Origin of the sequence: Microbacterium invictum, from assembly GCF_014197265.1 — a bacterium.
Classification (GTDB): Bacteria; Actinomycetota; Actinomycetes; order Actinomycetales; family Microbacteriaceae; genus Microbacterium; species Microbacterium invictum.
The window spans coordinates 2,319,817-2,344,762 of sequence record NZ_JACIFH010000001.1 but is presented as its reverse complement, the minus strand read 5'-3'; the positions used below and the strand labels follow the sequence as shown (position 1 = coordinate 2,344,762).

Below are 24,946 nucleotides of genomic sequence, written 5' to 3'. Positions count from 1 at the left end.
CGACACATGAGCATGACCCCCGAACAGGCCGCCTGGTTCCGCGATACCTTCACGCGGCTGGTCGACAACGTCGACATCGCGCTGATGGGCAAGCGCGATGTCGTCGGACTCGTGCTGTCGGCGATGCTGGCCGAGGGCCACGTGCTGCTCGAAGACGCGCCGGGCACCGGAAAGACGAGCCTCGCGAAGGCGCTCGCCGCGAGCGTGCAGGGCACGTCGAACCGCATCCAGTTCACGCCCGACCTGCTGCCGTCCGATGTCACCGGCGTCACGATCTACGACCAGGCGAACCACAAGTTCGAGTTCCACCGCGGACCGGTGTTCACCTCGATCCTGCTCGCCGATGAGATCAACCGCGCCTCGCCCAAGACGCAGTCGGCACTGCTCGAGGTCATGGAGGAATCCCGCGTGACCGTCGACGGCGTCGCGCACGAGGTGGGGCGCCCGTTCCTGGTGATCGCGACCCAGAACCCGATCGAACAGGCGGGCACTTACAAGCTGCCCGAAGCGCAGCTCGACCGCTTCATGATCAAGACGTCCATCGGCTACCCGTCGCTGGCCATCGCCGAACGCATTCTGGCCGGCGTGGTCGACCGCAACCCGTCGGCGCAGCTCAAGCCCGTCATCACGACCGGTGCGGTCGCCGACATGGCCGACCTCGCCGCGACCGTGCACGTCGACCCGGCCGTGGCCCGCTATGCCGCTCAGCTGGTCGAGGCCACTCGTGCCGCCGACGCCACCCGGCTCGGTGTCTCGGTGCGTGGTGCGATCTCGATGATGCGCATGGCACGCGTGTTCGCCGCCGCGCAGGGCCGCCACTACGTCATCCCCGACGACGTCAAGTCGCTGGCCGGCGCCGTGTGGACCCATCGCCTCGTGCTGGACCCCGAGGCCGAGTTCTCGGGCATCACCGGCGAGACGGTCATCCAGCGTGCACTGGCCGACGTCGAGGCACCCCTGGCGCGGGCGACCGCCTGATGACCACCACACCGGAGACGCAGGCACCGTCGCGCAAGGCGCGGCGGAGTGCTGCCGCGCCTTCGGACGTGTCCGCGGCGCCGGTCTTCGACGCGGTCGCCCCGGCGCCCGAGCCGGAGGCGCCCGCGCCGCTGCGGAAGCCGAAGGAGCTGTCGCGCGCGGAGAAGCTGCGAGAGGACGCCGGAGAGATCGCGCGAGTGGTCTGGCGCGGTGTCCGCGACGTCGCCGCCGTGATCCGACCGCTCGGCTGGGTGCTCATCGGTGCGGCGATCCTGCTGTGGGTCGTGGCGCTCACCCTCGGGTGGGAAGAGGCCATGATCGCGGCCGCCGTCGTCACCGCGGTCGTCGTGCTGAGCCTGCCCTTCCTGTTCGGCCGCACCACCTACGACGTCGACCTCGACCTCACCCGCTCGCATGTCGTGGTCGGTGAGCGCGCGGTCGGAGCCCTGACGCTCAGCAACACGACCTCGCGCGCGATCCTGCCCTCGCAGGTCGTGCTTCCGGTGGGCGCCGGCCGCGGCCTGTTCCAGGTGCCGAGACTGGCGCCGAACGAGACGCACGAAGAGCTCTTCGCGATCCCGACCAGCAAGCGCGGAGTGCTCGAAGTCGGGCCCGTCAGCGTGCTCCGCGGCGATCCGATCGGACTGTTCGAGCGCACGCACGACCGCCGTCAGGCCGTCGACCTCTACGTGCACCCGCGCACCAAGAACCTCGAAGGCCTCTCGCTCGGCCACCTTCGCGACCTCGAGGGGCTGCCGTCGCAGCAGCTCGCCCGCGACGACGTCTCGTTCCACGCGCTGCGCGAGTACCAGCCCGGCGACGACCTGCGGCACGTGCACTGGAAGTCGACCGCCCGGGTCGGCGAGGTCATGGTCCGTCAGTATGAGGAGACCCGCCGCTCGCACTTCGTCGTCGGCCTGTCCACCCACCCCGACGAGTACCGCCTCGACGAGGAGTTCGAGCTTGCGATCTCGGTGGCGGGTTCCATCGGCCTGCGCGCGATCCGCGACTCGCGCACCCTCGACGCGCGGGTGCAGAAGGGTGCGCTGCGCGCCCAGTCCGGCCGCCGCTTCCTCGACGAGCTGTCGGCCCTCGACCACTCCCGCCCCCGCGAGGGCGGCATCGTGTCGCTGGCCGGTGCGGTCTCGGCGCACTCGCCGCAGGCGGCTGTCGCCGTGCTCGTGACCGGATCGAAGACCGACACCGCCGAGCTGCGGCTGGCCTGCTCGCGACTGCCGTACGGTGTGCGCGTGCTGGCTGTCGTCGCCGATGCCCGGGTCGACTCCCCGGCGCTGCGCCGCATCGGCGAAGCCGATGTCATCACCCTCGGGGACCTCGAGCAGCTCCCCGGCGCCGTTCGAAAGGTCCTGTCGTGAACGCCCGGCCCGGTACTCTGCGTCCGCTGCGCATCGTCGTCCTGGACCTTGTGGCGATCGCGCTGCTGCTGTCGGTCGCGGTGATCGGCTTCGGTCCCACGTTCGACGGGCCGCAGTACCTCGTCGCCGGGTTCGGCGGACTCGCGCTCGGGCTCGGCATCGCGTGGCTCGGCGGATACCTGCGCTGGGGCGTGCTCCCCGTCGCCGGCGTGACCGTCGCGGCCTACTTCCTCTTCGGCGGCGCGCTCGCGCTGCCGCACACGGCGATGCTCGGCGTGATCCCCACCCTCGACACATGGGCTCAGCTCGGCCTCGGCACGGTTACCTCGTGGAAGCAGCTGCTGACCACGGTGCCGCCGGTCGCGGCATCGGACGGGCACCTCATGGTCCCCTTCCTGCTCACCCTCGTGGCCGCGGTGCTGGCCGGATCGCTCGCCCTGCGCGTGCGCACGGCCGCGTGGGCGCTGCTGCCGGCCTCCCTTCTGCTGGCCGCGCAGATCCTGCTCGGCGTCGCCGAGCCCGCGGCGCCGATCGTGCAGGGCGTGCTGTTCGGCATCGTCGCGGTGCTGTGGCTGTCGGTGCGTCATGCCTGGGCAGGCGACCGCGCCGCCGTCCGGGTCGAGGCCAGCGGCACTGCCGATGCCGGCGCCGTCCGCCACTCCCGTTCGCGGCGGGTCATCACCGGTGCGATCCTGCTCGCCGTCGCCGCCGGCGCGGGCGTGACCACGGCAGCGGTCGCAAGCCCGCCGGTGCCGCGGTACGTGCTGCGCGACTTCGTCGTCCCGCCGTTCGACATCCGCCAGTACCCGAGCCCGCTGCAGTCGTTCCGCGCGACGGTGCGCGACTTCGAGGACGAGACGCTGTTCACCGTCACCGGCCTGCCCGAGGACGCCCGCATCCGCCTCGCCACGATGGACACCTACAACGGCATCGTCTACAACGTGTCCGACGACGGGGCGGGGTCGTCCAGTTCGTTCACCCCGGTGCGCTCCAACATGTCGCCGGCCGCAGAGGGCGAAACCACGACACTGCAGTTCGCGATCGAGTCGCTCGACGGCGTCTGGGTTCCGGATGCCGGGGCGGTGCGCGAGTTCACCTTCGACGGTGAACGGGGCGAAGAGCTGCGCCGCGCGGCGCATTACAACGACGCCACCGGCACCGCGGTCACCACGGTCGGCCTCACCGCCGGCGACCAGTACACCGTCGACACGGTGCTGCCGAACCTGCCGAGCGACGCTGCGCTGGCCGATGTGCCGTTCGCGCCGCTGAAGATGCCCAAGCAGGCCGGCATCCCCGAGAACCTCGCCGAGCTCGCCTCGGAGGCGACCGTCGACGCCGAGACCCCGATCGAGCGGGTGCGGGCGCTGGAGGACTGGCTGAGCACCGACGGGTTCTTCAGCCACGGACTCGAGGGCGACGTGCTCTCGCCGTCCGGGCACGGCGCGGCGCGCGTCATCTCGATGTTCGCGGCCGACCAGCTGATCGGCGACGACGAGCAGTACGCCGTGGCCATGTCTCTCATGGCCAACCAGCTGGGCATCCCCGCCCGTGTCGTGATGGGCTGGCATCCGAACGACGACGACACCCCCGAGAGCGTGTTCACCGCCACGGGTGACAACGTGCACGCGTGGGTGGAGGTCGCCTTCGACGGGTACGGCTGGATTCCGTTCGACCCGACGCCCGACGAGGACAACAAGCCGAACGAGCAGTCGACGAAGCCGCGCGCGAACCCGAAGCCACAGGTGCTGCAGCCTCCGCCACCCGCGCAGGAGCCCGCCGAGCTGCCGCCCGCCATCGCGAACGACCGCGAGCAGGAGGAGGAAGAGGAGGCCGGTGTCGACTGGCTGGGTCCGATCCTGCTGTACAGCGCGATGGGTCTGGGCGTGGTCATCCTGCTGATGGCACCGTTCATCGTGATGGGACTCATCAAGGGCACCCGTCGCCTGCGACGCCTGCGCGCCGATCGGACCGCCGACCGCATCTCCGGCGGCTGGGACGAACTGGTCGATTCGGCCATCGACCTGCGGGCGCCCGTGGTCGCCGGCGCCACTCGCTCCGAGAGCGCCACCGTCGTGCAGGAGACCTTCACCCAGCCGCGGGTCGCGGAGCTGGCCGTGCGGGCGGATGCCGATGTATACGGCCCCGGCGACCCCTCACCCGAGGACGTGGCCGCGTTCTGGCGTGAGGTGGACGATATCGTCAGTGAGATGAAGGGGACCACCACGGTGTGGCAGCGGCTGCGAGCCCGGCTGAGTCTGCGGTCGCTGCGCCGCTCGGGCAGGGGCGCGTCATGACGGGGCGTCCGGCCGAGCTCGGCCGCCGTGTGATGGCGTACGTCATCGACGGCGCGATCGCGGGCATCCTCGGCGGTATCGTCGTGAGCCTGCTGACGGCCGTGTCGCTGGCCACCCAGGGAGGCTTCTCGCCGTTGCTGGCCATTGCCGGCGCCTATCTGGCGCTGATCGCCTGGTTCTTCGTGTACACCTTCATGCAGGGCGGGGCCGGTTCGATCGGCATGCGCCTGCTCGGGCTCGAGCTCGCCCACATCGATGGCGACGCCCTCGGCTTCGGCCGGGCGCTCGGCCGCAACCTGGTGTGGGCCGGCGGCTCGGTCATCATCGTCGGTATGTTCTCGCCGCTGTTCGACCAGACGGCATGGCATCGCGGCTGGCACGATCAGCTCTCCGGCGCCGTCATGACCGACGTGCGCGGGGTACCCGGCTCCTACGCACCGCCCGCCGTGCCCCTCGCGCCGCCGCTGCCCGATCTGCCGGCCCCCCAGGGCGCACCCGGCACGCAGGGCGCACCCGGCATGCAGGGCGCACCGGGAACGTCGGCACCTGCACCGGCCGGTGTGGCGTACGCGCAGCCGCCCGCCGCCCCCGCACATGTGATCTCGCCCCAGGCGGCCGCTCCCGCGGCATCCCTCCCTCCCTCGGCTGCCGCCGACTCGGGGTTCGGCGCCTATCCGGCCGCGCCGGCAGGGTACCCGGCGGCGACCGCGAACCCGGCGTCCCCCGGCCTGTCGGTCGTCGACCCGGCGTCGCCCGAGACGCCCGCCGCCACCGTCGTCGCGCCCCCGCGCGCGCCGCAGCCTCAGCCCGACGGTCCGATCGCGTTCGTCCCCGGCGTGACCTCATCGCGCGCGCCCGCGCAGCCGGAGCCGCGGCCCGTGGTGCCCGACGAGGTGCCCGTCGACGAGACGCGCATGTCCACCGGTGCCCGCGCGTTCGCGACGCTCGTCTGGGACGACGGTGCGCGCCACGCGCTCTACGGCCGCACGCTGTTCGGCCGCAACCCCACACCCGAGACCGGGGCGCACGTGGCACCGATCCGTGACGAGACCCTGTCGCTGTCGAAGACGCACTTCGAGGTCGGCCCGGGCGACGGCAGCGTGTGGATCGTCGACCGGCACTCCACCAACGGCGTCGTCATCCGTCGCGGCGCGCAGACCCAGGCGGTCACGCCCGGCGAGCGGGCCACCGTCTACGCGGGGGACATTCTCGAGATCGGGGACCGTCGCATCACGATCGAGGTCGGCCGATGAGCGACGAACCCATCGAGATCGCCGCCGGAACCTCGACCCACCCGGGGCTGCGGCGACGGGTGAACGAAGACGCGCTGCTCGCACAGGCGCCCCTGTTCCTGGTCGCGGACGGCATGGGCGGCCACGATGCGGGCGACCGGGCCAGTGCCGCGGTCGTGGGGGAGTTCGCGGCCTTCGCCGGGCGCCGCACCGTCGACATCGACGACATGCGCGCCGCGCTCGAGCGCGCCCGCGCGCAGGTCGGCGCGATCGTCAGCGGTGCGCGTGCGGCCGGCACCACGCTCAGCGGCGTGGCCGTCAGCGAGGTCGGCGGTGTCGGCTACTGGCTGACGCTGAACGTCGGCGATTCGCGCACCTACCGGTTCGCCCGGGGTGTGCTCGAGCAGATCAGCGTCGACCACTCCGTCGTGCAGGAACTCGTCGACGCCGGCGCGCTCGACGGAGCGGCGGCGGCCACCGATCGCCGGCGCAACGAGATCACGCGCGCCATCGGCGCGGGGAGCAACGGCGAGGCGGACTACTGGATGGTGCCCGCCGAGCCGGGCGACCGCATGCTGGTGTGCTCGGACGGGCTGTCCGGAGAGCTCGACGCGGTGCGGATCGCCGGCATCCTCACCGAAGAGCACGACCCGCAAGCCGCGGCCACGCGGCTCGTGCACGAGGCCCTCGTCCACGGCGGCCGCGACAACGTGACCGCCATCGTCGTGGACGCGCTCTCCGTCAACGGGCACGACGACATCTACGACACTGCACCGGCCGGCGGTCGCAGCGCCGACATCGACGAAGACACCCGGCCGCGGTCCGGGGCGAAGGGGAACGCCTGATGGTGGATGTGCGATACCGGCCCGCGGTGCAGGCCGAGTCATGGCGGGCCGCCGTGTCGGGGCAGACCGTCGCCGTGCTGCCGCCGACCACCACCGCCCAGACCGCCGAGGCCGTCTGGCGTCGCCTGGCCAGCGGCGGGATCGCCGCGCTCATCGAAGGCCTCACCGGCGCATTCGGCACGTCGCTGACCGCGATTCCGCCGTTCGCGCTCGCGACCGTCGAGGATGACGGCGTGCGCGTCGCCGTGCGCGGACCGATCGAGCTCATCGTCGAGGGAACGGCCGGCACCGAGGCCGTCTCGGGCGCCGGCGTCGCCACCTGGGTGGAGCGTCTCATCCCCGGCACCTACCGGGTCACGCTCACGGTCGACGGCGCCGTGGACGACGCCGAGTCGCTCCCGCTGGTCGAGGGTGTCGCACCCATCGCCGGGCTCGTGCTCGTCGCCGGCCCGATTCCGCCCGCCTCGCCCGTCGGGGCGGGGGGCGGCGCTGCCGCCGGTGCCGGGATGGATGCCGGAGCTGTGGTACCCGGTGCGGACGTCGGCATTGCGGGTGGACCGGTGGATGCCGGTGGCCCGGGCGCCGATGATAGGGACGCGGACGCACTGAACACGGCAGGTGCGGATGCCGCGGATGCGGATGCCGGTGAGGTGGATTCCGCAGGCGCAGATGCCGGTGACCGCGATGCCGGTGGCGCCCCGGACGCCGCTGGCGACACCGGTTCCAGCGATGGCCCAGATGCCGACGGCGGCCAGGAGGCCGCGGGTGGTGCGGATGCCGGCGACGGCTCCGCAGATGCAGACGCGGACGCAGGCGCCGATGCGGTCGGCGGCGGTGGCGCCACCGCGGCCGCGGGTGCCGGTGCTGTGGATCCGGGTGCGACGGCGGTTCCTGCCGTGGCACCGTTCCTGGGCAGTCGCTGGTCGGCCGACGACGAAGACGACGAGTCCGACGCGGGCGACGGCGGCGCGGGCCTCGTCTCCGCCGTTCCCGCGGAGTTGACCGTCGATGGGCCCGCCTCCGAGGCCGAGCACGCCCCCGAGGCTTCACAGGCCGCTGGCGAGACGTGGCTGCCCGCGGCCACCGGCACGGTCCCGGCCGACGACGACATCGTCTTCGGCGCGACAGTGGCTCGGCCCGCCGGTGCACCCCCGGCACCCATACCCCCTGCCGCTGAGGCACCGGCATCCATCTCGGTACCGCCGATGCCTCCGCTGCCACCCGCACCCGATCTCGGCGACCACGACGGCGCGACCATCGCCGTCTCGGAGATGCGCAGGCTGCGCGACGCCGAGCGTGAGCAGTTCGAATCCACCGAGAACGTCCCGGCACGACGCCCGTCGCAGGGTCGCATCCGGCTGTCGACCGGCCGCGTCGTCGAACTCGAACGCCCGGTCGTCATCGGGCGCCGGCCGAAGTCGACCCGGGTCGCCGGCGATGAACTGCCGACCCTGATCGCGGTCGACAGCCCCCAGCAGGACATCTCGCGCAGCCACGTCGAGATCCGCGCCGAGGGCGAGCACGTGCTGGTCACCGATCTGGACACGACCAACGGCACCGTGCTGCTGCGCGCCGGGAACGATCCGGTACGACTGCACCCGGGCGAGCCGACGCTGGTGGTCAGCGGTGACATCCTCGACATGGGAGACGGTGTGACCGTCGCCTTCGAGGATCTGCCGTGAGCGCCAAGCGCCCTCCGGCGCCGCCGCCCCAGCTGCCCGGATTCACCTACGTCGAGGTGCTCGGGTCGGGCGGCTTCGCCGACGTGTACCTGTACGAACAGCAGCTGCCACGGCGTCGCGTCGCGGTGAAGGTGCTGCTCGCCGAGCGGATGACCGACGGCTCGGCCGAGCAGTTCACCGCCGAGGCGAACGTGATGGCACTGCTGTCGACGCACCCCGCGATCGTCACGATCTATCAGGCCGGCGTCTCCGCGGACCAGCGCCCGTACCTCGTGATGGAGTATTGCCCGCGCCCCAACCTGCAGATCCGGTCGCGGGCGGCCGCGTTCTCGGTGGCAGAGGCGCTGCGGGTCGGCATCCAGGTCGGCGCCGCGGTCGAGACGGCGCACCGTGCCGGCATCCTGCACCGCGATATCAAGCCCGCGAACATCCTCGTCACCGAATACAACCGGCCCGCGCTGACCGACTTCGGAATCGCGACCACTGCGGACAGCGCCGACTCCTCGGCGGGGATGTCGATCCCGTGGTCGCCGCCCGAGTCGTTCGCCGACGTGCCCGAGTCGGGCGTGCGATCGGATGTCTACGCACTCGGCGCGACCGTCTACACCCTCCTGGCCGGCCGGTCGCCGTTCGAGGTGCCGGGCGGCCGCAACGGCGGCGCGGACCTGATCCAGCGCATCGAGACGCAGCCGGTGCCGCGCCTGGAGCGCGCCGATGCCCCCGAGTCGCTGCAGCTCGTGCTCGAGCGCGCGATGTCCAAGCGCCCGTCCGACCGATTCGAGAGCGCGGTCGCGTTCGCCCGCGCTCTGCAGCGCGTGCAGATCGAGCTCGCGCACTCGGTCACGCCGATCGACATCCTCGACGACTCGCCCATCGACGACGAGGACGACGACGAAGACGGCGAACTCACCCGCGTGCGCGGGATCGTCAGCATCGAGCCGTCGACCTCACCCTCGGCCGGTCAGACACGCCGCGGCGAGGTCGATGCGTTCGCCCCCGGCACGACGACGTCATCGGGCACCACGGGCTATGGCACGACCGGATACGCCACGACCCCGGCGGCAGAATCGACCGTGCTGCGGGCGCCGGTCGCATCGATCCCCGCCGAGGACGTCTCCGCCACCGTCCGGCGGGCACCCATCGTGGGTGCACCGGTCGCCGGTGACACAGTCGCCCCACCGCCGCCGGTGCAGAGCGCGGCGCCGGCAGCACCGGCATCCGCCCGCGGCCCCCGCTCGAAACGTGGGCTGTGGATCGGGCTCGGCGTCGGAGCTGCCGCTGTCCTCGTGGTCGGGGGCGTGGCGCTGGCCAGCGCGCTGGGCGGAACGCCCGAGCCCGCCCCGACCTCGAGCGGCGTGGTCAACCCGCAGAACCCGGTGGAGGGTGTCGTGCCGGTGCCCGCAGACCTGGCCGGTGAGGTCGAGGGCGACCAGGCGCGGTTCACGTGGACCAACCCCGACCCGCAGGACGGCGACTGGTTCGCGTGGCACACGTACACGCTCGAGGGCGCCGGGGACTCGCAGCGCACTGATCAGACCGAGCTGACAGTGCCCGTCGATCCCTCTGGTACGACGTGCATCGAGATCGAGCTCGTGCGCGCCGGTGGCACGAGCAGCCAACCGGAACGAGAGTGTGTGGAATCGTGACAGATCTCGGCGACACCGTCCCCCCGACCGCGGCCCGGCCCGACGGCGTCACCGTCGAGTTCGCCGGCGAGCTGTTCACCATCACGCGGGGCGAGCGGTTCACGATCGGCCGCGAAGGCGACCTCGCCCTCGACGACAACCGGTTCCTGCACCGCCACTTCCTGTGCATCGAGGAGACCGGCGGGCTGTGGTGGCTCATCAACATCGGGTCGCGCCTGTCGGCCACCGTGACCGACACCGAAGGCCGCGTGCAGGCGCAGTTGGCGCCGGGTGCCCGGCTGCCCATCGTGTTCGCCGCGATGGCGGTGGTGTTCAGCGCCGGGCCCACCACGTACGAACTCTCGGTGCACATCGAGCAGCCCGCGTTCCGCGAGAACGTGACGCACGTCGACGAGGACGGCGTGTCGACGATCGGCGCGGTGCCGCTCACGATCTCGCAGAAGCTGCTGATCCTGGCGCTCGCCGAGCCGCTGCTGCGCCGCGAGGGCACGGGTATGAGCGAGCTGCCCGGGTCGGCGAAGGCGGCGGAACGCCTCGGCTGGACCCTCACGCGCTTCAACCGCAAGCTCGACAACGTGTGCGACAAGCTCGACCGGCAGGGCGTGCCCGGGCTGCGCGGCGGCGTGTCGTCGTCGGCCACCAACCGCCGCGTGCGGCTCGTCGAGCACGCGATCGCCTCGCGGATCGTCACCCGCGAGGATCTCGAACTGCTCGACGACCCCGAACTCGTGGGCAACGTCGAGTAGTCCGGGCTTCTCGGCGCGGGCGGGTGGCTGGCTCGCCTCGCGGGCGGTTTTGGGGTCGCGTGGTGCTGGGTCACGCGTGATGAGGCGGCCAGACGTGACCACGTTTCTGCCGACGGCGCGCTTGCGGGCGGTTTTGGGGTCGCGTGTTGCTGGGTCACGTGTGAGGAGGCGGCCAGACGTGACCATGTTTCTGCCGGCGGCGCGCTTGCGGGCGGTTTGTGGTCGCGTGTTGCCGGGTCACATGTGAGGAGGCGGCCAGACGTGACCACGTTTCTGCCGACGGCGTGCTTGCGGGCGGTTTTGGGGTCGCGTGTTGCTGGGTCACGTGTGAGGAGGCGGCCACGAGCGACCACGATTCGAGGGGCTACCGCGAACCGCGCCCCGAGGGGCTACCGCGAACCGGGGCGTCGCCTCGACTGCGGCCCGGTCAGTGCCGGTCGGTGCCGAGCACCTTCACGATGACGCCGCGGCGGCGGAGCTCGCCGATCGTCCGCACCTCTTCGTCGGTGTTGCGCCCGAGTGCGTGCTTGTCGGCGACCACCACCACGTCGCCGGGCCCGAGGCGGCCGAAGAGGCGGGTGAGGCGCTCGATCCAGCTCTCCCCGGTCTCGGGTGCGGGATGCCGGAAGCCGTCGATCGCCACCCCGAACTGCGCGAGTGCTTCGCGCTGCACCGCGACACTGGGCATGTTGTCGCGTGAGACGACCAGGCCGACCAGACGGGCGCCGGCCGGACGCGCCGCCCACCACTCCGGGTTCTGCTGCAGCTCGGCCAGTCCCTCGGGCAGCTCTGCCACGTCGGCGGGCAGCGGCATCGTGTGACTCTCGGCATAGTCGCCGGGCGCGTGGGTCGCGGCATCCACCTGATCGCTGCTCATGCTCACTCCTTGCTCGCGTCCATTCTCACAGGTCGACCGGCGCGCTGTGCGCCACATCTTGTGGCATGCGCCGCAACGACGGCCGACACGTCGCGCCGCAGTCTCACTCCTCGCCGCGCCGCACCTCGAGGCTGAGCTGATCCGCATCGAGCTGGGCGAGCACGACACGCACCGTGGCCGAGGAGTACCCACCCTCCTTCGCCAGCTCGGTGAGGTGCCTGCGCATCACCTCGATCAGCGCGATCCGCAGGTCGATGACGGCCCGAGTGGTCACCGCCGGATCCTCGCGAGGCGGTTGGGCCAGTCGCTCGCTGACCGTCTCGAGCAGCTCGGCCGGGAACGGCACACCGTGCGCGTCGGTCAGGCCCGGCCGCAGGGCCTCGAGGGCGGCGGCGTGAAGTTCGTCGTCGAGCTGCTCCTGCTCGGCGCGCCCCGCGATCGGGTCGATGGATGCCGGAATCCGCAGCCACCGGATCAGTGCAGGCAGCGTGAGTCCCTGACCGAGCAGGCTCAGCAGCGCGACGAGGAACGCGGTGAACACGACGAGTTCGCGGGAGGGGGTGGATGCCGGCAGCGTCTGGGCCGCGGCCAGCGTGACGACGCCGCGCATGCCGGCCCAGACGATCACCGTGCCGTGCTTCCAGCCGAGCGCGGACGCCTGGTAGTAGTCCAGGTCGTTGAACCCACGCGTGAGGCGGGAGCGCATGCCGGCCACCCGGCTGCGTGCGCGGCCGGGCAGCGCGACCTCGTCGAGCTGGTCGAGCCGGTCGGAGATCAGGTGGAGGCGCTCGCGCTGATGGGTTCGTGCGCGCCTCCCCTGCCACAGCACCAGAACCGAGACGTACACAGCCCGCACGGCGAGCACGATGCCGAGCGACGCGGCCGCCAGGGCCAGAGCGGTGCCGACGCCGTTGTGCTCCTCGAGGTTGGCCGTGACGAGGTCGCGCAGCTCGAGGCCCATGATGAGGAACACCGCGCCCTCGAGCAGCAGTTCGACGGTGCGCCAGTTGTGCTCGTCGGAGAGTCGCTGTTCGGGGGTGAACCATCGGGTCGCGCCCTGCCCCGTCGTGATGCCGGCCGCGACGGCGGCGACCAGGCCCGAGCCGCCGAGGTGCTCGGTGGGGAAGTAGGCGATGAACGGCACGACGAACCCGAGAGCGGTGTTCGCGCCCGGGTCGGTGATCCAGCGGCGCACCCGCAGGTTGATGAGTCCGATGAAGACGCCGACCACGACGGCGGCCAGCACGCCCCACGCGAAAGCGCCGACCGTGCCCCAGAACGAGAAACCGGCGGCGACGGCGGCGACCGCGCTGCGCAGCAGCACGAGTGCCGTCGCGTCGTTGAGCAGGCTCTCGCCCTCGAGCATCGTGACCACGCGCGGCGAGACGCCGAGCTTCTTGACGATCGAGGTCGCCACGGCGTCGGTCGGGCTCAGGATCGCGCCCATCGCGACGGCGAGCGGGAAGCCCAGGCCGGGCACGGCGACGAAGAACAGCGCGCCCAGCAGCAGCGCGCTGATCACCACGAGCAGCACCGCGAGGCCCGTGATCGGCAGTGCGTCGCGGCGGAACTCGAGCGCCGGCATCCGCACCGCGGCGGAGTACAGCAGGGGTGGCAGGATGCCGACGAGGATCAGCTCGGGATCGACCTCGATCGGCGGGAGGAACAGCGAGGCCAGCAGCCCGATCGCGACGAGGATGAGCGGCGCGGCGATGCCCAGGCGCCGCGCCAGCACCGTGGAGACGGCGATCACGATCACACCGATCACGAATGCGGTCAGCGGCTCCATCAGCGCGGCGTTCCGTCTGCCGGCCGCAGAGCTGTCGCGTCGGCGGCACCGGCTGTCGCGCACAAACTCATGGACAGAGCCTATTGCCGTGCCGGCATATCGGGGAGAAGCGGTGTGCGCCACCGGCATCCATCCTCCTCGCCCGCACCCTCATGCCGTTGTACGGTGAGCGCATGACGTTCAACAGCAACGCGGACGTGAGCGGCCACACCGCCAAGCGGCGCGGCCGCGGCGGACTGATCGCCGGCGGTGCCGGCGTCGGCGGCCTCGGCGTCATCGCGGTGATCCTGCTGCAGCTGTTCACCGGCGGTGACGCCGGATCGCTGCTGGCCGGCGGTGGACTCGGCACCGCGGGTGACGGCGGCGCCGAGATCGCGCAGTGCGACACCGGGGCCGACGCCAACGCGAACGACGACTGCCGCATGGCGGCGACCGAGCTCGTGCTCAACGGGTTCTGGGACGACACCGTGCAGGGGTACCGTGCACCACAGCTCATCGTGGTCGACGGTCAGGCGTCGAGCCGGTGCGGTACGGCGTCCAACGCGACAGGGCCCTTCTACTGCCCACCCGAGGAGACCGTCTACATCGACCCTACGTTCTTCGGGATCCTGCGGCAGCAGTTCGGCACCGAGGCCGGCCCGCTCGCGCAGATGTACGTGCTGGCGCATGAATGGGGCCACCACATCCAGCAGATCACCGGTGTCATGGACGCCAATCCCAGCAACGGCACCGGTCCCGACAGCAACGGCGTGCGGATCGAGCTGCAGGCCGACTGCTTTGCCGGGGCGTGGGTGGCCGACGCCGCGACCGTCGAGGACGAGAACGGGGTGACATTCCTGCAGGAGCCGACCGAGGCGCAGCTGCAGGACGCGCTGGCCGCGGCGGCGACGGTGGGCGATGACAACATCCAGTCGCAGTCCGGCGTGGTCAATCCCGAGAGCTGGACCCACGGATCGAGTGAGCAGCGGCAGCGCTGGTTCACCGTCGGCTACCAGTACGGCGCCGGAGCGTGCGACACCTTCGGCGTCTCGGGAGGAGACCTGTGACCGCGCCCGCCCACCTCGACGAGATCCTGTACCCGCCGATCGAGCCCTACGAGACAGGCTTCCTGCTGGCGGGGGACGGGCAGCGGGTGTATTGGGAGCAGTCCGGCAACCCGGACGGCAAGCCGGTCGTCTTCCTGCACGGCGGGCCCGGCGGCGGCACGAGCGACTGGCACCGCCGGTTCTTCGACCCCGAGGTCTACCGCATCGTGCTGTTCGACCAGCGCGGCTGCGGCAAGAGCACGCCGCATGTCAGCGAACCGGCCCCCGACCTGCGGTTCAACACGACCTGGCACCTGGTCGCCGACATGGAACTGCTGCGCCGCAACCTCGGCATCGACCGCTGGCAGGTCTTCGGCGGCTCGTGGGGCAGCGCGCTGGCGCTCGCGTACGCGCAGTGTCACCCCGGCGCGGTGACCGAGATCGTGCTGCGCGGCATCTTCACCCTGCGCCGGCACGAGCTGGAGTGGTTCTACGAGGGCGGTGCCGCAGCGCTGTACCCCGACCTGTGGGAGCAGTTCCTCGGGCCCATCCCGGTGCTCGAGCGCTCGCGCATGATCGATGCGTACCACCGGCGGCTGAGTGACACCGACCCTGCCGTGCACCGGCCCGCCGGCGTGGCCTGGACCACGTGGGAGGCGGCGACGCTCACGCTGAACCCGGACCCCGACCTCGTGGCATCCATGTCGACTCCGGATGCCGCTGTCGCATTCGCCCGCATCGAGAATCATTACTTCGTCAACGGCGGCTGGTTCCGCGAGGGGCAGCTGATCGAGGACGTGGCCGCGATCCGGCACATCCCGGCCGTGATCGTGCAGGGGCGTCACGACGTGTGCACGCCGATGATGACCGCATGGGATCTGCACCGGGCGTGGCCCGAGGCCGAGTTCGTCGTCGTCCCCGATGCGTCGCACGCGGCATCGGAGCCCGGCATCGCCCGCGCGCTGCGGGCTGCCACCGACCGCTTCCGCTGACGCCCCGGCATCCACTCAGCCCGCTACTGCTACGCTGAAAGCACTTGCAACGCTCTCACCCGCGTTTCTCGCGTCGTAGAACGCTTCCCTCGCCGCCGTCCTCTGGGACGAAGTCGGCTGACATTCTTCGTACGGCGACCCCGTGTGCACTTCCGCACCCGGGCCACCGACAGGGCACCACCGTGTGCTCAGAAACTCCCTGATGACTGATACTTCTTTCCGCACGCTCGGCGTGCCCACCGCTCTCGTCGAGGCGCTCGCCGCCGAGGGCAAGACCTCCGCGTTCCCGATCCAGGTCGACACGCTGCCCGACACGCTCGCCGGGCGCGACGTGCTCGGCCGCGGCAAGACCGGCTCGGGCAAGACCCTCGCCTTCTCCATCCCCATGGTCGCCCGCCTCGGCGGCGAGCTCGCCGGCGGCACCCGCCGCTCGGGCCGGATCCTGGGCCTCGTGCTCGCCCCGACCCGCGAGCTGGCCACCCAGATCAACGCCGTTCTCGAGCCGCTCGCCGCGGCCTACGGCCTCAAGACCACCACCATTTTCGGCGGGGTCAATCAGAGCCGCCAAGTGCAGGCGCTGAACTCCGGTGTCGACATCGTCGTGGCCTGCCCCGGCCGTCTCGAAGACCTCATGAAGCAGGGCTACGCGAAGCTCGACGCCGTCGAGATCACCGTCATCGACGAGGCCGACCACATGGCCGACCTCGGGTTCCTCCCGGTGGTCACCCGCATCCTCGACAAGACGCCCACCGGCGGCCAGCGCCTGCTGTTCAGCGCGACGCTGGACAACGGGGTCGACAAGCTCGTCAAGCGCTTCCTGCAGAACCCGGTGATGCACTCGGTCGACGAGGCGCACTCGCCCGTGGCCGCGATGACCCACCACGTGTTCCTCGCCAGTGGGACGGATGCCAAGAAAGACCTCGTGAAGATGCTCGCATCGGGCACGGGACGGCGCATCCTGTTCATGCGCACCAAGCACCAGGCCAAGAAGCTGGCCCGCCAGCTGACCGACGAGGGTATCCCCTCCGTCGACCTCCACGGCAACCTGTCGCAGCCGCAGCGCGACCGCAACCTCGCCGCGTTCTCGGCCGGCACGGCCCGGGTTCTCGTCGCCACCGACGTCGCCGCCCGCGGCGTGCACGTGGACGATGTCGAACTGGTCATCCACGTCGACCCGCCTGCCGAGCACAAGGCGTACCTGCACCGCTCGGGCCGTACGGCGCGCGCGGGCGCGGAGGGCTCGGTCGTCACGATCGTCCTTCCCGAGCAGCAGCGCGATGTCAAGGATCTGCTGCGCAAGGCCGCGATCTCCGTGAGCCCCATCGCGGTGACGGCGACGTCGGCCGAGGTCACCGAGCTCGTGGGTGAGGTGGCCGAATACGTGAAGCCCGTGCCGCGCGTCGAGCCGCAGCGCGGTGGCGGCAAGAGCCAGGGCGCGAACGCGCAGCGCAAGCGCGCCGCGCGCGACGGCCAGGGTCGTGACGGACAGCGTCGCGAGGGCCAGGGCGGTCGCGGTCAGTCCGGGCGCGGTGGCCAGGGTCAGCCGCGCACGGAGCGCCAGGGTCGTCCGGCTGCAGCCGGCGGCGCCCGCACCGATCGTCCGGCGCGTCCGCACACCGAGCGCACTCATGCGTCGGATCGGCCCGCCGGTTCGGGTAACGCCCGCACCGCGGGGCGTCGCGCCTCGCAGTCCGGAAGCAAGCTCACGGTCGGCTCGGTCGTCCGCCCGAACGGCGGCAACCGCCGCGGCGGTCGCTGACCCCTCGCCCCGATCGCGCATGACGCGCGTCGAGTGATGCGCCCATCGGCCTCACGCCGGTGGAACGCACGCACTCGACGTCGCTCATACGCACTCGGCGCCGGAACGACGGCACGTGCGCTCAGGCGCCGAAGGCCTTCACCAGTGTCACGGCCATGCGCGGCCAGTTGCCGTCGGCGCGGAAGCGGGTGAAGCCCTCGCATACGGCGGCACCGGTGCGTGCGGTCACGAACCACGGCGGCTTCGGCAGCACCGACCCGTGCGTCAGCCGACGGGTGTCGAGCAGCGAGATGATCGAGCGCGGGAACGGCCGGAACGGCCCGCGCACGATAGTCCGCTCGACCCTGTCGAGCAGCAGGGCGTTGTGCACGACGCCGATGCCGCTGGGCGCATCGTCCACGGTGCCGCCCGGGAACGCGCCCCACGTCGCGGTGGGCGTCAAGAACCCGAAGGCCGTCCACGCGTTGACCGCGATCGTCCCGTAGCGCAGCCGCTCCAGCGCGCGCTCGAAGTCCATGCCGAGTGCGGCATGAACTCGCGGCTCGATCAGGATGTTCGCACCGAGGGCGCCGTGCAGCTTCTCGTTCGCATGGTCGACGGCGGCGTCGAGGAAGGCGCGCCCGCGACCCGGCAACGACACCACGCCGAGCACCGGGGCGAAGTACTCCGTCGACTCCACTGCCGTGGCATCCGCCCCCTCGTCCAGTTCCACCAGCAGACGCGTACCCGCGCACACGGTCGCATCCGGGTACGCCTCGCGCGCCCGCGCCATGCTCTTCTCGCTGTTCGGATACCAGATCGGCCGCTGCGGTGCCCGCTCGTATGCCGCCCGCAGCTCGCGCAGGAAGGCCTCGCGCTGGGGCCAGTCGGCGCTCACAAGCACCACCTGACCGGCGATGCAGTTGTGGCCGCTGTTCTGCAGTCGCATCGTCACGATGTGCTCGGCCTGGTAGCGCAGGTCGGCATCGCTCCACGGGCCGGGCACGACGATGATCGGCGACACCCCGCCGAGTTCCGCGCTGATCGGCACCGCCAGTTCGGGGACGATCGCCCGGAAGGTGGCCTCGGATCCGGTGACGTGGACGTGGTCGATCGATGGATGCCGGGTGAGGTATGCGCCCACATCGCCCCCACCGGTCACGATGCGCAGGAAACCCGGCTCGATCAGCGGGGCGAGGGCGCGCTCGAAGACCGGAACGAGCGCATCCTGCGTCGGATTCACCTTCAGCAGCACGGTCCGGTTGAACGCCAGCAGCTCGTAGAGCACGTCCAGGAATGGGATGGACGAGACGTTCCCGGCGCCCAGGACGATCCCGACCCCACCGGCGGTCGACGGGGTACGCTGCCCGAGGCCCGCACTGTCGCGCGCCCGCTGCGGTGAGACGCCCGGCTCGAGCCAGACCTCGGTCGTGAACCCCGACAGCAGCAGAGCATCGGTCCCGTTCAGCGGCGAGGTGTGCACCACGGTACGACCACCCGGAGCCGCGCCGAACTTGACGCCGTCGAGCGGACTCGCACCGCGCGCCAGCGCACCGAGCGTGTCCGCATACGCGTCCAGCGCGACCAGGGCGGCGTAGGGCCCCGACAGCCACTCCTCGCCGCGCAGCGGGTGACCCGGTTCCAGTCCCTTCGAGGTCGCCGCGACGTCCGCCCACTCTTCGACGAGTCCGACGACCGCAGCCCGGATCCGGCGGATGACCGTTCGGCGCTGGCCGAGCGTCAGGAGGCTCCAGGTGCGGCTGCCGGTGCCGAGGTCGGCGATCGCGGCATCCATTCGCCTCCGGTCATCGGCAGACGGCGCAGCAGACGACGGTGCGGCATGCGACGCCGCATCGGGCGATGGCGCGACCGCGGATCGCGCGTCGGGCAGGTCGGTCGTCACGGGCTCTCCTTCGGGTCGGACATCTCAGCCTACGTCGCCACCGGCGGCCGACCTCCGCGCCCGGTCACCGGGCATCCGGCTCGATGTCGCTGCGCCGCAGCCGGTATCGGGCGAGCCCGATCAGGCTCAGCGCGATGAGTGCCGCGGGCACGACGCTGAAGCTGATCACGATGCCCGCGACGGCCGATTCGGGCTGAGTCACCGTCTGCTCGCCGGTCGACGCGACGTATCCGGTGGTGGCCAGCACGATCGAGAGCACCGCCGCGCCGAGGGCGAAGCCGGTGGTCTCACCCGCGGTCCACACGCCGCCGAATGCGCCGGCGCGGCCGGGCTCGTGCCGGGCGGCGTCATGGCTGATCACATCGGGGAGCATCGCCATCGGCAGCGACTGCATGCCCGCATAGGCGATGCCCGCGACGCCCACCGGCACGTAGATCCACGCTCCCGGCACCCACAGCGCCCCCGCTGTGGACAGGGCGGCGACCGCGAACAGCACGCTGGCCATCGCGAATGCGCGCTCCTTCCCGACGCGGCGGGCGACCACGCCCCAGGCGGGCGCCGCCAGCAGAGCCGGGGCGATGAGCGCGACGAACAGGAGCGTCACGGCGTCTTCCGAGCGCAGCACCCAGGTCGCCAGGTACTGGGCGCCGGCGAGCATCATGCCCGTCGCGAGGGCCTGCAGCACGAAGGTCGACAGCAGTGCCCGGAAGGGCTGGCTGCGTCGCAGCGTCTCCCACGCCGAGCGGAAGTTGTCGCGGATCCCGCCGCCGGGGGTCGTGGCATCCCTGCCCACCCGAATCCGGTTCGGCCGCGTGACCGTGTCATGCATCAGCTCAGCCGCCTCGGCGTGGCTGGTGCCGCCGGCGGTCATGGCCGAGCTGACCCGGCGAGCACGGCTGGCGACCCCGGTCGCGACGAGCATGCCCAGGCCGATCACGACGCCGGCGACGATTCCCATCAGCAGGTACCCGGTGGCCGGGTCGCCGGTGACGCCGCGCAGCACCGGGCCGCCCGCGCCGAACAGCAGGATGGCGAACGTGAGCACCACGACCCGCCAGCTCAGCAGCGTCGTACGGGTATCGTAGTGCGCGGTGAGCTCGGCGGGCAGCGCGATGTACGGCACCTGGAACAGGCTGAACGCCGTGGCCGTCATCAGGAACGCGACGAGCGCCCAGACCCCGCCCCACGCCGGCCCCAGCGCCGGCGGCACCGCGAACGTCAGCGCGAACAGCACCGGGATCGTCAGCGACCCGAGCAGCATGAGCCGACGGCGGTTGCCATGCCGGGCCAGGTCGCGGTCGGTCAGCGCACCGATCACCGGGTCGATCACGACGTCCCAGATCTTGGCCGCCGCGACGATCACACCGGCCATGAGCGCGGCGACGCCGAGGTTGTCGGTCAGATAGTAGGTGAGGACCAGGCCCGGCAGCGTGGCGAACCCGCCCGTGCCGAGCGAGCCGGCCGCATAGCGGGCGATCGTGCCGCGGGTCAGGTCCGAGGGCGACGCTGCATCGGGTGCCATGGCATCACCCTAGTGAGGGTGTGGATGCCGGGTGGGCAGGCCACGGCATCCACTGGCCATCGGAGTCGCATGACCCCGGCACCCGGTCAGATGAGGGACAGCTCGCGCAGCTTCGCCTCGACGTCGATGTTCGCCGGCTCGACGTGGTGCGAGGAGTCGGGGTATACGACCACCGGAATATTCGTGCGGCCCGAAATCTCGCGTGCGACGTCCGCGGCGGCGGGGTCGGCCTCGAGATCGACGTAGGTGAACGAGACGCCCAGCTCTTCGAGCTGGGACTTCGTGCGGCGGCAGTCGCGGCACCAGTCGGCGCCGAAGACGGTGATCGTGTCGGGGGAGGTCATCCCCCTATTCTTCCTGACCCACATTGAGCGTCGGCCGTGAGGGCGCGGGGGCGGGCTCCGGCGGGGGCTTGATCACGCGCTTGGGTGCGTAGACGACCAGCGCGTGGAACACGAAACGCAGCACGAACGCGGCGATCAGCGTCAGCCCCGCGGCGAGCACGCTCGGGATGTGGGCACTTTCGACCAGCACCCACATGACCGGGATGCGGATGATCGCCTCGACGTTGTTGAACGCGAACGACTTCAGGAATCGGTGCCACATGCGCCCGGACTCGGCGCGCATGTCGGCGAACACGAGGAACTCGAGCAGCAGGAAGTTGCCGATGATCGTCAGCTCGCTGGCGATGATGGCGGCGACGACGTAGTCCACGCCGAGGCGGATGAGGCCCCACATGATCACGAGGTTGACGACGGCGCCGGCGCCCCCGACGAGGGCGAACGCCGACATGCGGCCGAAGCGCAGCATGGCCAGCTGCGTGAGGAAGCGGAGCCCCTGCCGGATCGACGCCTTCGACTCGCCGGCGTGGCGGCTCGCGAACTGGAACGGGACCTCGGCGACGCGCAACTGGCGTCGCGCGAGGATCTCGAGAAGGATCTTGAAGCCGCGCGGGCGCAGCGCGTCGACGTCGACGGCCTCGCGATCGACCAGGAAGAACCCGGTCATCGGGTCGGAGCAGCCGTGGAGCTTGCGGGGGAACATCGACTTCGTCAGCAGCGTCGACGCACGCGAGACCGTGCTGCGCGTCGCGTCGGCGAGCCCGTTCGAGTCGCCCCCGGCGATGTACCGCGAGGCGACGACCACGTCGACGTCCCCCTGGGCGGCGCGATCGAGCAGTCGGGGGATGTCCTCGGGCGGATGCTGCAGGTCGCCGTCCATGACCAGGCACCACCGCGCGGCGGCCAGGTGCACGCCCTCGACGACGGCGCCGCCGAGGCCGGCGGTCGCTTCTTCGCGGTGCAGCAGCCGCACCGGATACGGGGCCTTCGCCGCGGCGGCAGCGATGATCGCGGGGGTGTCGTCGGTCGAATCGTCGGCGAAGATGACCTCGAACCGGCGATCGCCCATCGCCTCGCCGATGCGGCGCAGCAGTTCGCCGACGTTCGGACCTTCGTTGAAGGTCGGAACGATGATCGACAGATCCATATGAGCGCTCGCGAATCGGGGGCGGGCCGGGGTCAGTTCAGACTACCTGCGCTGTCAGTGCGATGGCTGGGGATGCCGGAGGCTGTGGAATCAGGGGCTCGCTGGATGCCGGGGATGCGGCCCTCAGGCGCCCGGCCCCGGAGTCGGGGTCAGCGTGTCGTACAGTCTCGACAGCGTGGCCAGGACGCTCTGCTCGACGACATCTTCCGGTGGCCCGTCGAAGTAATGGACCCGCGTCGTCCAGCCCTGCGCGGTCGAGACGCCCACGTGCACTTCGCCGGCAGGATGGTCATCCACCGGCTCGGGCCCGCCGATGCCGGTGACCGACGCGCAGACGTCAGCACGCAACAGCGCGCGGCCGTTCGCCGCGAGTTGCGCGGCGCACGACGGCGAGCAGGGGTCGGTTCCCGGCACGAGGCCGAGCACCCATTGCTTCGTCTCAGTCTCGTACGCCACCACACCTCCGCGGAACCACTCCGCGGCCTCATGCCCGCGCCCGAGTGCGCTGGCGACGGCGCCGCTGGTGAGCGACTCGATGACGCCGACGGTCATCTCACGGGCGAGGCACGCGTTCGCGATGTCGTCGACGATGGCATCCACGGCGCTCATGAGACAGACACTAGTGCCGCGCGGGTCTACCCCAGCCCCTGTTTCCCGGCAGCCCAGAAGGGGTGGCTGAGAATGGACTTCCGCGGCACACCCAGAAATCGAAGGTCAGCGCGCAGCCGCTGGATGATGTGGGCGCCGCCGGCGAGATAGTACAGCGGCGCCACTGCTCCTTTCCCTTCCGCACCGAAGTCCGCCAGCCACGCATCCAACCCTCGACCGGGGAGAGTCTGCGAGGTCAGGACCTCGAATGCCGGGAGCAGGTGCTTGGCGGCTGCTACGGCATCCGCCTCGACTTCCACAGCGCCAGTCAGCCTGCATCCGTCACGCAGGGCCCGGCGTGCGAAGGCGGATGCCAGGCCGACCGTGCTTGCGTCTCCGAGCAGCACGGCATCGCTGTTCGGGCGCCAGCGCAGGCCTCGTGAAACCTGGATTCCACACCAGTTCACGTGGTCTCCGGGCGCCCAGGTGGCGAGTGCCTGCTCAGCGCCGGTCGACTCACCCTTGTGGCCGCGGTGCTGCTGGGCGATGATCGTCGCACGAAAGCGGACCGGGTCGATCTCGGCGATCGTGAAGTGCCGGAACTGGGTCTGGGCGACACGAAACGCGGCGTGTGCGCCGGGCTCGGCAGCGATCGCGGGCACTGTCTCCAGTTCGAATTCCACCCGCAATAGTGAGCGGCACAACGGTCGCGTATCGACCACGACGGAGGGTACGCCGGCCCGTTCGATGCTGTCGGCGAGCAGCGCGGGGGCGGAAGGCACGTCAGTCTGCGTCAGCGGTGACGGTCGCCGTCTGCTGCGGGTGAGCGGGAGGTGCGCCCACGCCGGTCCGGCGAAGGGCGGCGGCGATGGTGCGGGCCAGGAGCGCCCACAGCAGGGTGGCGCCGACGATGGTGATCGGGGCGAGGATCATGACGGCGACGGGCAGTGTCGATCCGCCCAGCAGTGCGAACGAACTGACCGCACCCAGCAGACCGACGAGAGCGGCTGCGATGTAGACGGGCCACGCCGACCAGTTGCGATAGCGGGTGGCGAGATGAGCCACCTCGAGCACGACCCCGAACAGGATGAACGCAAGTCCCGGTGCCATGATCGCCGATGTCGCCCCGACGGAGACCAGCCCGGCGAGCACCCGGGTGAGGATGGCGACACCCGGCCGTCTCAGCAGCGAGACGGCGATGATCCCCGGCATCAGGTACACGCCGCTGAGGACGGGGTAGAACGGCGGGGCGGCGAGGGCGACAGCGGCCATCAGCGCGCTGTCGCCGATGCCGATGACGCCGAAGGCGACACCGATGGCGGCGCAAGTGAGCAGAGTCCGTGTGGTGACGCGCTTCATGAGTTCTCCTCGTCCTCTGGTGGGCGCTGCTGCGCCTCGTCATCCATCGTCTGGCCGATCCGTGGCTCGAGACCGCGGATGATGGTGTCGATAATGTGCTCGAACGCTTCGTCGGGCGTCAGTGCCGGCCGGGCCGCGGCGGCACGCACGGTCGGCGCGGTGAGCTCGGGGAAGGCGGCGAGCCAGGCGGACGGCACCGGATCCAGCAGACGCTCACGCTGGGCAGGCGACGCACGGTCGGCGGGGTAGTCCACCGACAGCACGAACCCGAGCACCTGGGTGAGAAGCTGCATCCGCAGCGCGAGGGCGTCGGGTAGGGGGAGCCCGATGCGCACGAAGTAGGCGAGCATCCATTCCGGGGAGAGGATCCTTTCAGCCTCGACGCCGGCCGGCGTGACCTGCTCCTCCATGCCGATCAGCAGGGCACGCGGATGCCGCCGGTAGGCCTCTCGTGCGTCGCGGAACACACCGCGGATGCTCCCACGCCAGTCGTCGACATCGAAGTCGTGCTCTGGGAGGCCTGCCACCAGCAGGCGTGCGACACCGTCGATCACGTCTTGCCGGTCGTCGACGTGGTGGTACAGCGCACGCACGGTCACGTTCACCGCGGCGGCGAGACGTCGCATCGTGAGCGCTGCTAGACCTTCTTCTCCCGCAATCTGCAGCGCGGTGTCGAAAATGGCTTCCCGGGTCAGCACGGGACGACCCGCATAGGAGCGGAGCCGAGGCTCAACAGGGACGTCAACGCCGGTGTGTTCCCGCATCTCGTCCTCCTCGTTTTACACGCTATGTTGAATTCTGTCGCCGGTTCCTACTATACGGTGCGGGTGTGGCGGCGCAGGACGTGAGGGTGATCGCGGCGATGA

Annotated in this window: 21 protein-coding genes; 11 read left to right on the top strand and 10 right to left on the bottom strand. The window is 71.1% G+C overall.

The window, feature by feature from the left end:
* The first annotated feature begins 6 nt into the window (after nucleotides 1–6).
* From BKA10_RS10935 to BKA10_RS10900, 8 genes are read left to right on the top strand one after another with little or no spacing between them, the layout of a single operon-like run.
* Complete coding sequence (locus tag BKA10_RS10935) at nucleotides 7–978, top strand: AAA family ATPase (protein ID WP_183499910.1); 972 nt, start codon at nucleotides 7–9, stop codon at nucleotides 976–978.
* A complete protein-coding gene (locus BKA10_RS10930; protein ID WP_183499909.1) occupies nucleotides 978–2,354 on the top strand; it encodes a DUF58 domain-containing protein in 1,377 nt (458 codons plus the stop codon). Before BKA10_RS10935 ends, BKA10_RS10930 begins: the two co-directional genes overlap by 1 nt.
* On the top strand, nucleotides 2,351–4,648 hold the full coding sequence (locus BKA10_RS10925; RefSeq protein WP_183499908.1) for a transglutaminaseTgpA domain-containing protein: 2,298 nt from the start codon (nucleotides 2,351–2,353) through the stop codon (nucleotides 4,646–4,648). Before BKA10_RS10930 ends, BKA10_RS10925 begins: the two co-directional genes overlap by 4 nt.
* Nucleotides 4,645–5,901: an RDD family protein gene (locus BKA10_RS10920; protein ID WP_183499907.1), complete on the top strand. Its 1,257-nt coding sequence runs from the start codon at nucleotides 4,645–4,647 to the stop codon at nucleotides 5,899–5,901. Before BKA10_RS10925 ends, BKA10_RS10920 begins: the two co-directional genes overlap by 4 nt.
* On the top strand, nucleotides 5,898–6,725 hold the full coding sequence (locus BKA10_RS10915; RefSeq protein ID WP_183499906.1) for a PP2C family protein-serine/threonine phosphatase: 828 nt from the start codon (nucleotides 5,898–5,900) through the stop codon (nucleotides 6,723–6,725). Before BKA10_RS10920 ends, BKA10_RS10915 begins: the two co-directional genes overlap by 4 nt.
* Complete coding sequence (locus BKA10_RS16700) at nucleotides 6,725–8,407, top strand: FHA domain-containing protein (RefSeq protein WP_241740170.1); 1,683 nt, start codon at nucleotides 6,725–6,727, stop codon at nucleotides 8,405–8,407. Before BKA10_RS10915 ends, BKA10_RS16700 begins: the two co-directional genes overlap by 1 nt.
* Entirely contained in the window at nucleotides 8,404–10,053 is a 1,650-nt protein-coding gene (locus tag BKA10_RS10905; RefSeq protein WP_183499905.1) for a protein kinase domain-containing protein, read from the top strand. The genes BKA10_RS16700 and BKA10_RS10905 overlap by 4 nt, the downstream gene beginning before the upstream one ends.
* On the top strand, nucleotides 10,050–10,799 hold the full coding sequence (locus BKA10_RS10900; RefSeq protein ID WP_183499904.1) for a hypothetical protein: 750 nt from the start codon (nucleotides 10,050–10,052) through the stop codon (nucleotides 10,797–10,799). The genes BKA10_RS10905 and BKA10_RS10900 overlap by 4 nt, the downstream gene beginning before the upstream one ends.
* Nucleotides 10,800–11,226: 427 nt before the next feature.
* Here the strand turns inward: BKA10_RS10900 and BKA10_RS10895 are convergent, their stop codons facing one another.
* The gene (locus tag BKA10_RS10895) at nucleotides 11,227–11,676 is read right to left on the bottom strand and encodes a recombinase family protein (protein WP_183499903.1); all 450 of its coding nucleotides are present in this window, start codon (nucleotides 11,674–11,676) and stop codon (nucleotides 11,227–11,229) included.
* A 103-nt stretch (nucleotides 11,677–11,779) separates the two neighbouring features.
* Complete coding sequence (locus BKA10_RS10890; RefSeq protein WP_183499902.1) at nucleotides 11,780–13,465, bottom strand: cation:proton antiporter; 1,686 nt, start codon at nucleotides 13,463–13,465, stop codon at nucleotides 11,780–11,782.
* A 173-nt stretch (nucleotides 13,466–13,638) separates the two neighbouring features.
* On the opposite strand from BKA10_RS10890, the gene ypfJ reads away from it, so the two are divergent.
* From ypfJ to BKA10_RS10875, 3 genes are all read left to right on the top strand, one after another.
* Nucleotides 13,639–14,511 carry a KPN_02809 family neutral zinc metallopeptidase gene (gene ypfJ, locus BKA10_RS10885; protein ID WP_183499901.1) on the top strand — a complete coding sequence of 291 codons (873 nt, stop codon included), beginning with the start codon at nucleotides 13,639–13,641 and terminating at the stop codon, nucleotides 14,509–14,511.
* Nucleotides 14,508–15,482, top strand: coding sequence for a prolyl aminopeptidase (pip, locus tag BKA10_RS10880; RefSeq protein WP_183499900.1), 975 nt, complete (start codon nucleotides 14,508–14,510; stop codon nucleotides 15,480–15,482). The genes ypfJ and pip overlap by 4 nt, the downstream gene beginning before the upstream one ends.
* Before the next feature lie 202 nt (nucleotides 15,483–15,684).
* On the top strand, nucleotides 15,685–17,241 hold the full coding sequence (locus BKA10_RS10875; RefSeq protein WP_183499899.1) for a DEAD/DEAH box helicase: 1,557 nt from the start codon (nucleotides 15,685–15,687) through the stop codon (nucleotides 17,239–17,241).
* A 121-nt stretch (nucleotides 17,242–17,362) separates the two neighbouring features.
* Here the strand turns inward: BKA10_RS10875 and BKA10_RS10870 are convergent, their stop codons facing one another.
* The 8 genes from BKA10_RS10870 to BKA10_RS10835 all read right to left on the bottom strand — a co-directional run bounded on the left by BKA10_RS10870 (nucleotide 17,363) and on the right by BKA10_RS10835 (nucleotide 24,844).
* Nucleotides 17,363–19,015 (bottom strand): aldehyde dehydrogenase family protein, encoded by a 1,653-nt coding sequence (locus BKA10_RS10870; protein WP_183501169.1) that lies wholly within the window; start codon nucleotides 19,013–19,015, stop codon nucleotides 17,363–17,365.
* Nucleotides 19,016–19,187: 172 nt separating this feature from the next.
* Nucleotides 19,188–20,645 (bottom strand): MFS transporter, encoded by a 1,458-nt coding sequence (locus BKA10_RS10865; protein WP_183499898.1) that lies wholly within the window; start codon nucleotides 20,643–20,645, stop codon nucleotides 19,188–19,190.
* 86 nt (nucleotides 20,646–20,731) lie between these two features.
* Complete coding sequence (locus BKA10_RS10860; RefSeq protein ID WP_183499897.1) at nucleotides 20,732–20,989, bottom strand: glutaredoxin domain-containing protein; 258 nt, start codon at nucleotides 20,987–20,989, stop codon at nucleotides 20,732–20,734.
* 4 nt (nucleotides 20,990–20,993) lie between these two features.
* Nucleotides 20,994–22,133 carry a glycosyltransferase gene (locus tag BKA10_RS10855; protein ID WP_183499896.1) on the bottom strand — a complete coding sequence of 380 codons (1,140 nt, stop codon included), beginning with the start codon at nucleotides 22,131–22,133 and terminating at the stop codon, nucleotides 20,994–20,996.
* Nucleotides 22,134–22,256: 123 nt separating this feature from the next.
* Nucleotides 22,257–22,742, bottom strand: coding sequence for a CinA family protein (locus BKA10_RS10850; protein WP_183499895.1), 486 nt, complete (start codon nucleotides 22,740–22,742; stop codon nucleotides 22,257–22,259).
* Nucleotides 22,743–22,768: 26 nt separating this feature from the next.
* Nucleotides 22,769–23,503 (bottom strand): SIP domain-containing protein, encoded by a 735-nt coding sequence (locus BKA10_RS10845; protein ID WP_183499894.1) that lies wholly within the window; start codon nucleotides 23,501–23,503, stop codon nucleotides 22,769–22,771.
* A gap of 1 nt (nucleotide 23,504) precedes the next feature.
* Nucleotides 23,505–24,080, bottom strand: coding sequence for an ECF transporter S component (locus BKA10_RS10840; protein WP_183499893.1), 576 nt, complete (start codon nucleotides 24,078–24,080; stop codon nucleotides 23,505–23,507).
* Nucleotides 24,077–24,844, bottom strand: coding sequence for a TetR family transcriptional regulator (locus BKA10_RS10835; RefSeq protein ID WP_183499892.1), 768 nt, complete (start codon nucleotides 24,842–24,844; stop codon nucleotides 24,077–24,079). Before BKA10_RS10835 ends, BKA10_RS10840 begins: the two co-directional genes overlap by 4 nt.
* Nucleotides 24,845–24,946: the final 102 nt, after the last annotated feature.

What these genes read in the sequence shown, in the direction of transcription:
- BKA10_RS10935 (WP_183499910.1), top strand. Translation starts at nt 7, where the DNA reads ATGAGCATGACCCCCGAACAGGCCGCCTGGTTCCGCGATACCTTCACG.
- BKA10_RS10930 (WP_183499909.1), top strand. Translation starts at nt 978, where the DNA reads ATGACCACCACACCGGAGACGCAGGCACCGTCGCGCAAGGCGCGGCGG.
- BKA10_RS10920 (WP_183499907.1), top strand. Translation starts at nt 4,645, where the DNA reads ATGACGGGGCGTCCGGCCGAGCTCGGCCGCCGTGTGATGGCGTACGTC.
- BKA10_RS10915 (WP_183499906.1), top strand. Translation starts at nt 5,898, where the DNA reads ATGAGCGACGAACCCATCGAGATCGCCGCCGGAACCTCGACCCACCCG.
- BKA10_RS16700 (WP_241740170.1), top strand. Translation starts at nt 6,725, where the DNA reads ATGGTGGATGTGCGATACCGGCCCGCGGTGCAGGCCGAGTCATGGCGG.
- BKA10_RS10895 (WP_183499903.1), bottom strand. Translation starts at nt 11,676, where the DNA reads ATGAGCAGCGATCAGGTGGATGCCGCGACCCACGCGCCCGGCGACTAT.
- BKA10_RS10890 (WP_183499902.1), bottom strand. Translation starts at nt 13,465, where the DNA reads ATGGAGCCGCTGACCGCATTCGTGATCGGTGTGATCGTGATCGCCGTC.
- ypfJ (WP_183499901.1), top strand. Translation starts at nt 13,639, where the DNA reads ATGACGTTCAACAGCAACGCGGACGTGAGCGGCCACACCGCCAAGCGG.
- BKA10_RS10875 (WP_183499899.1), top strand. Translation starts at nt 15,685, where the DNA reads ATGACTGATACTTCTTTCCGCACGCTCGGCGTGCCCACCGCTCTCGTC.
- BKA10_RS10870 (WP_183501169.1), bottom strand. Translation starts at nt 19,015, where the DNA reads ATGGATGCCGCGATCGCCGACCTCGGCACCGGCAGCCGCACCTGGAGC.
- BKA10_RS10865 (WP_183499898.1), bottom strand. Translation starts at nt 20,645, where the DNA reads ATGGCACCCGATGCAGCGTCGCCCTCGGACCTGACCCGCGGCACGATC.
- BKA10_RS10860 (WP_183499897.1), bottom strand. Translation starts at nt 20,989, where the DNA reads ATGACCTCCCCCGACACGATCACCGTCTTCGGCGCCGACTGGTGCCGC.
- BKA10_RS10855 (WP_183499896.1), bottom strand. Translation starts at nt 22,133, where the DNA reads ATGGATCTGTCGATCATCGTTCCGACCTTCAACGAAGGTCCGAACGTC.
- BKA10_RS10850 (WP_183499895.1), bottom strand. Translation starts at nt 22,742, where the DNA reads ATGAGCGCCGTGGATGCCATCGTCGACGACATCGCGAACGCGTGCCTC.
- BKA10_RS10840 (WP_183499893.1), bottom strand. Translation starts at nt 24,080, where the DNA reads ATGAAGCGCGTCACCACACGGACTCTGCTCACTTGCGCCGCCATCGGT.
- BKA10_RS10835 (WP_183499892.1), bottom strand. Translation starts at nt 24,844, where the DNA reads ATGCGGGAACACACCGGCGTTGACGTCCCTGTTGAGCCTCGGCTCCGC.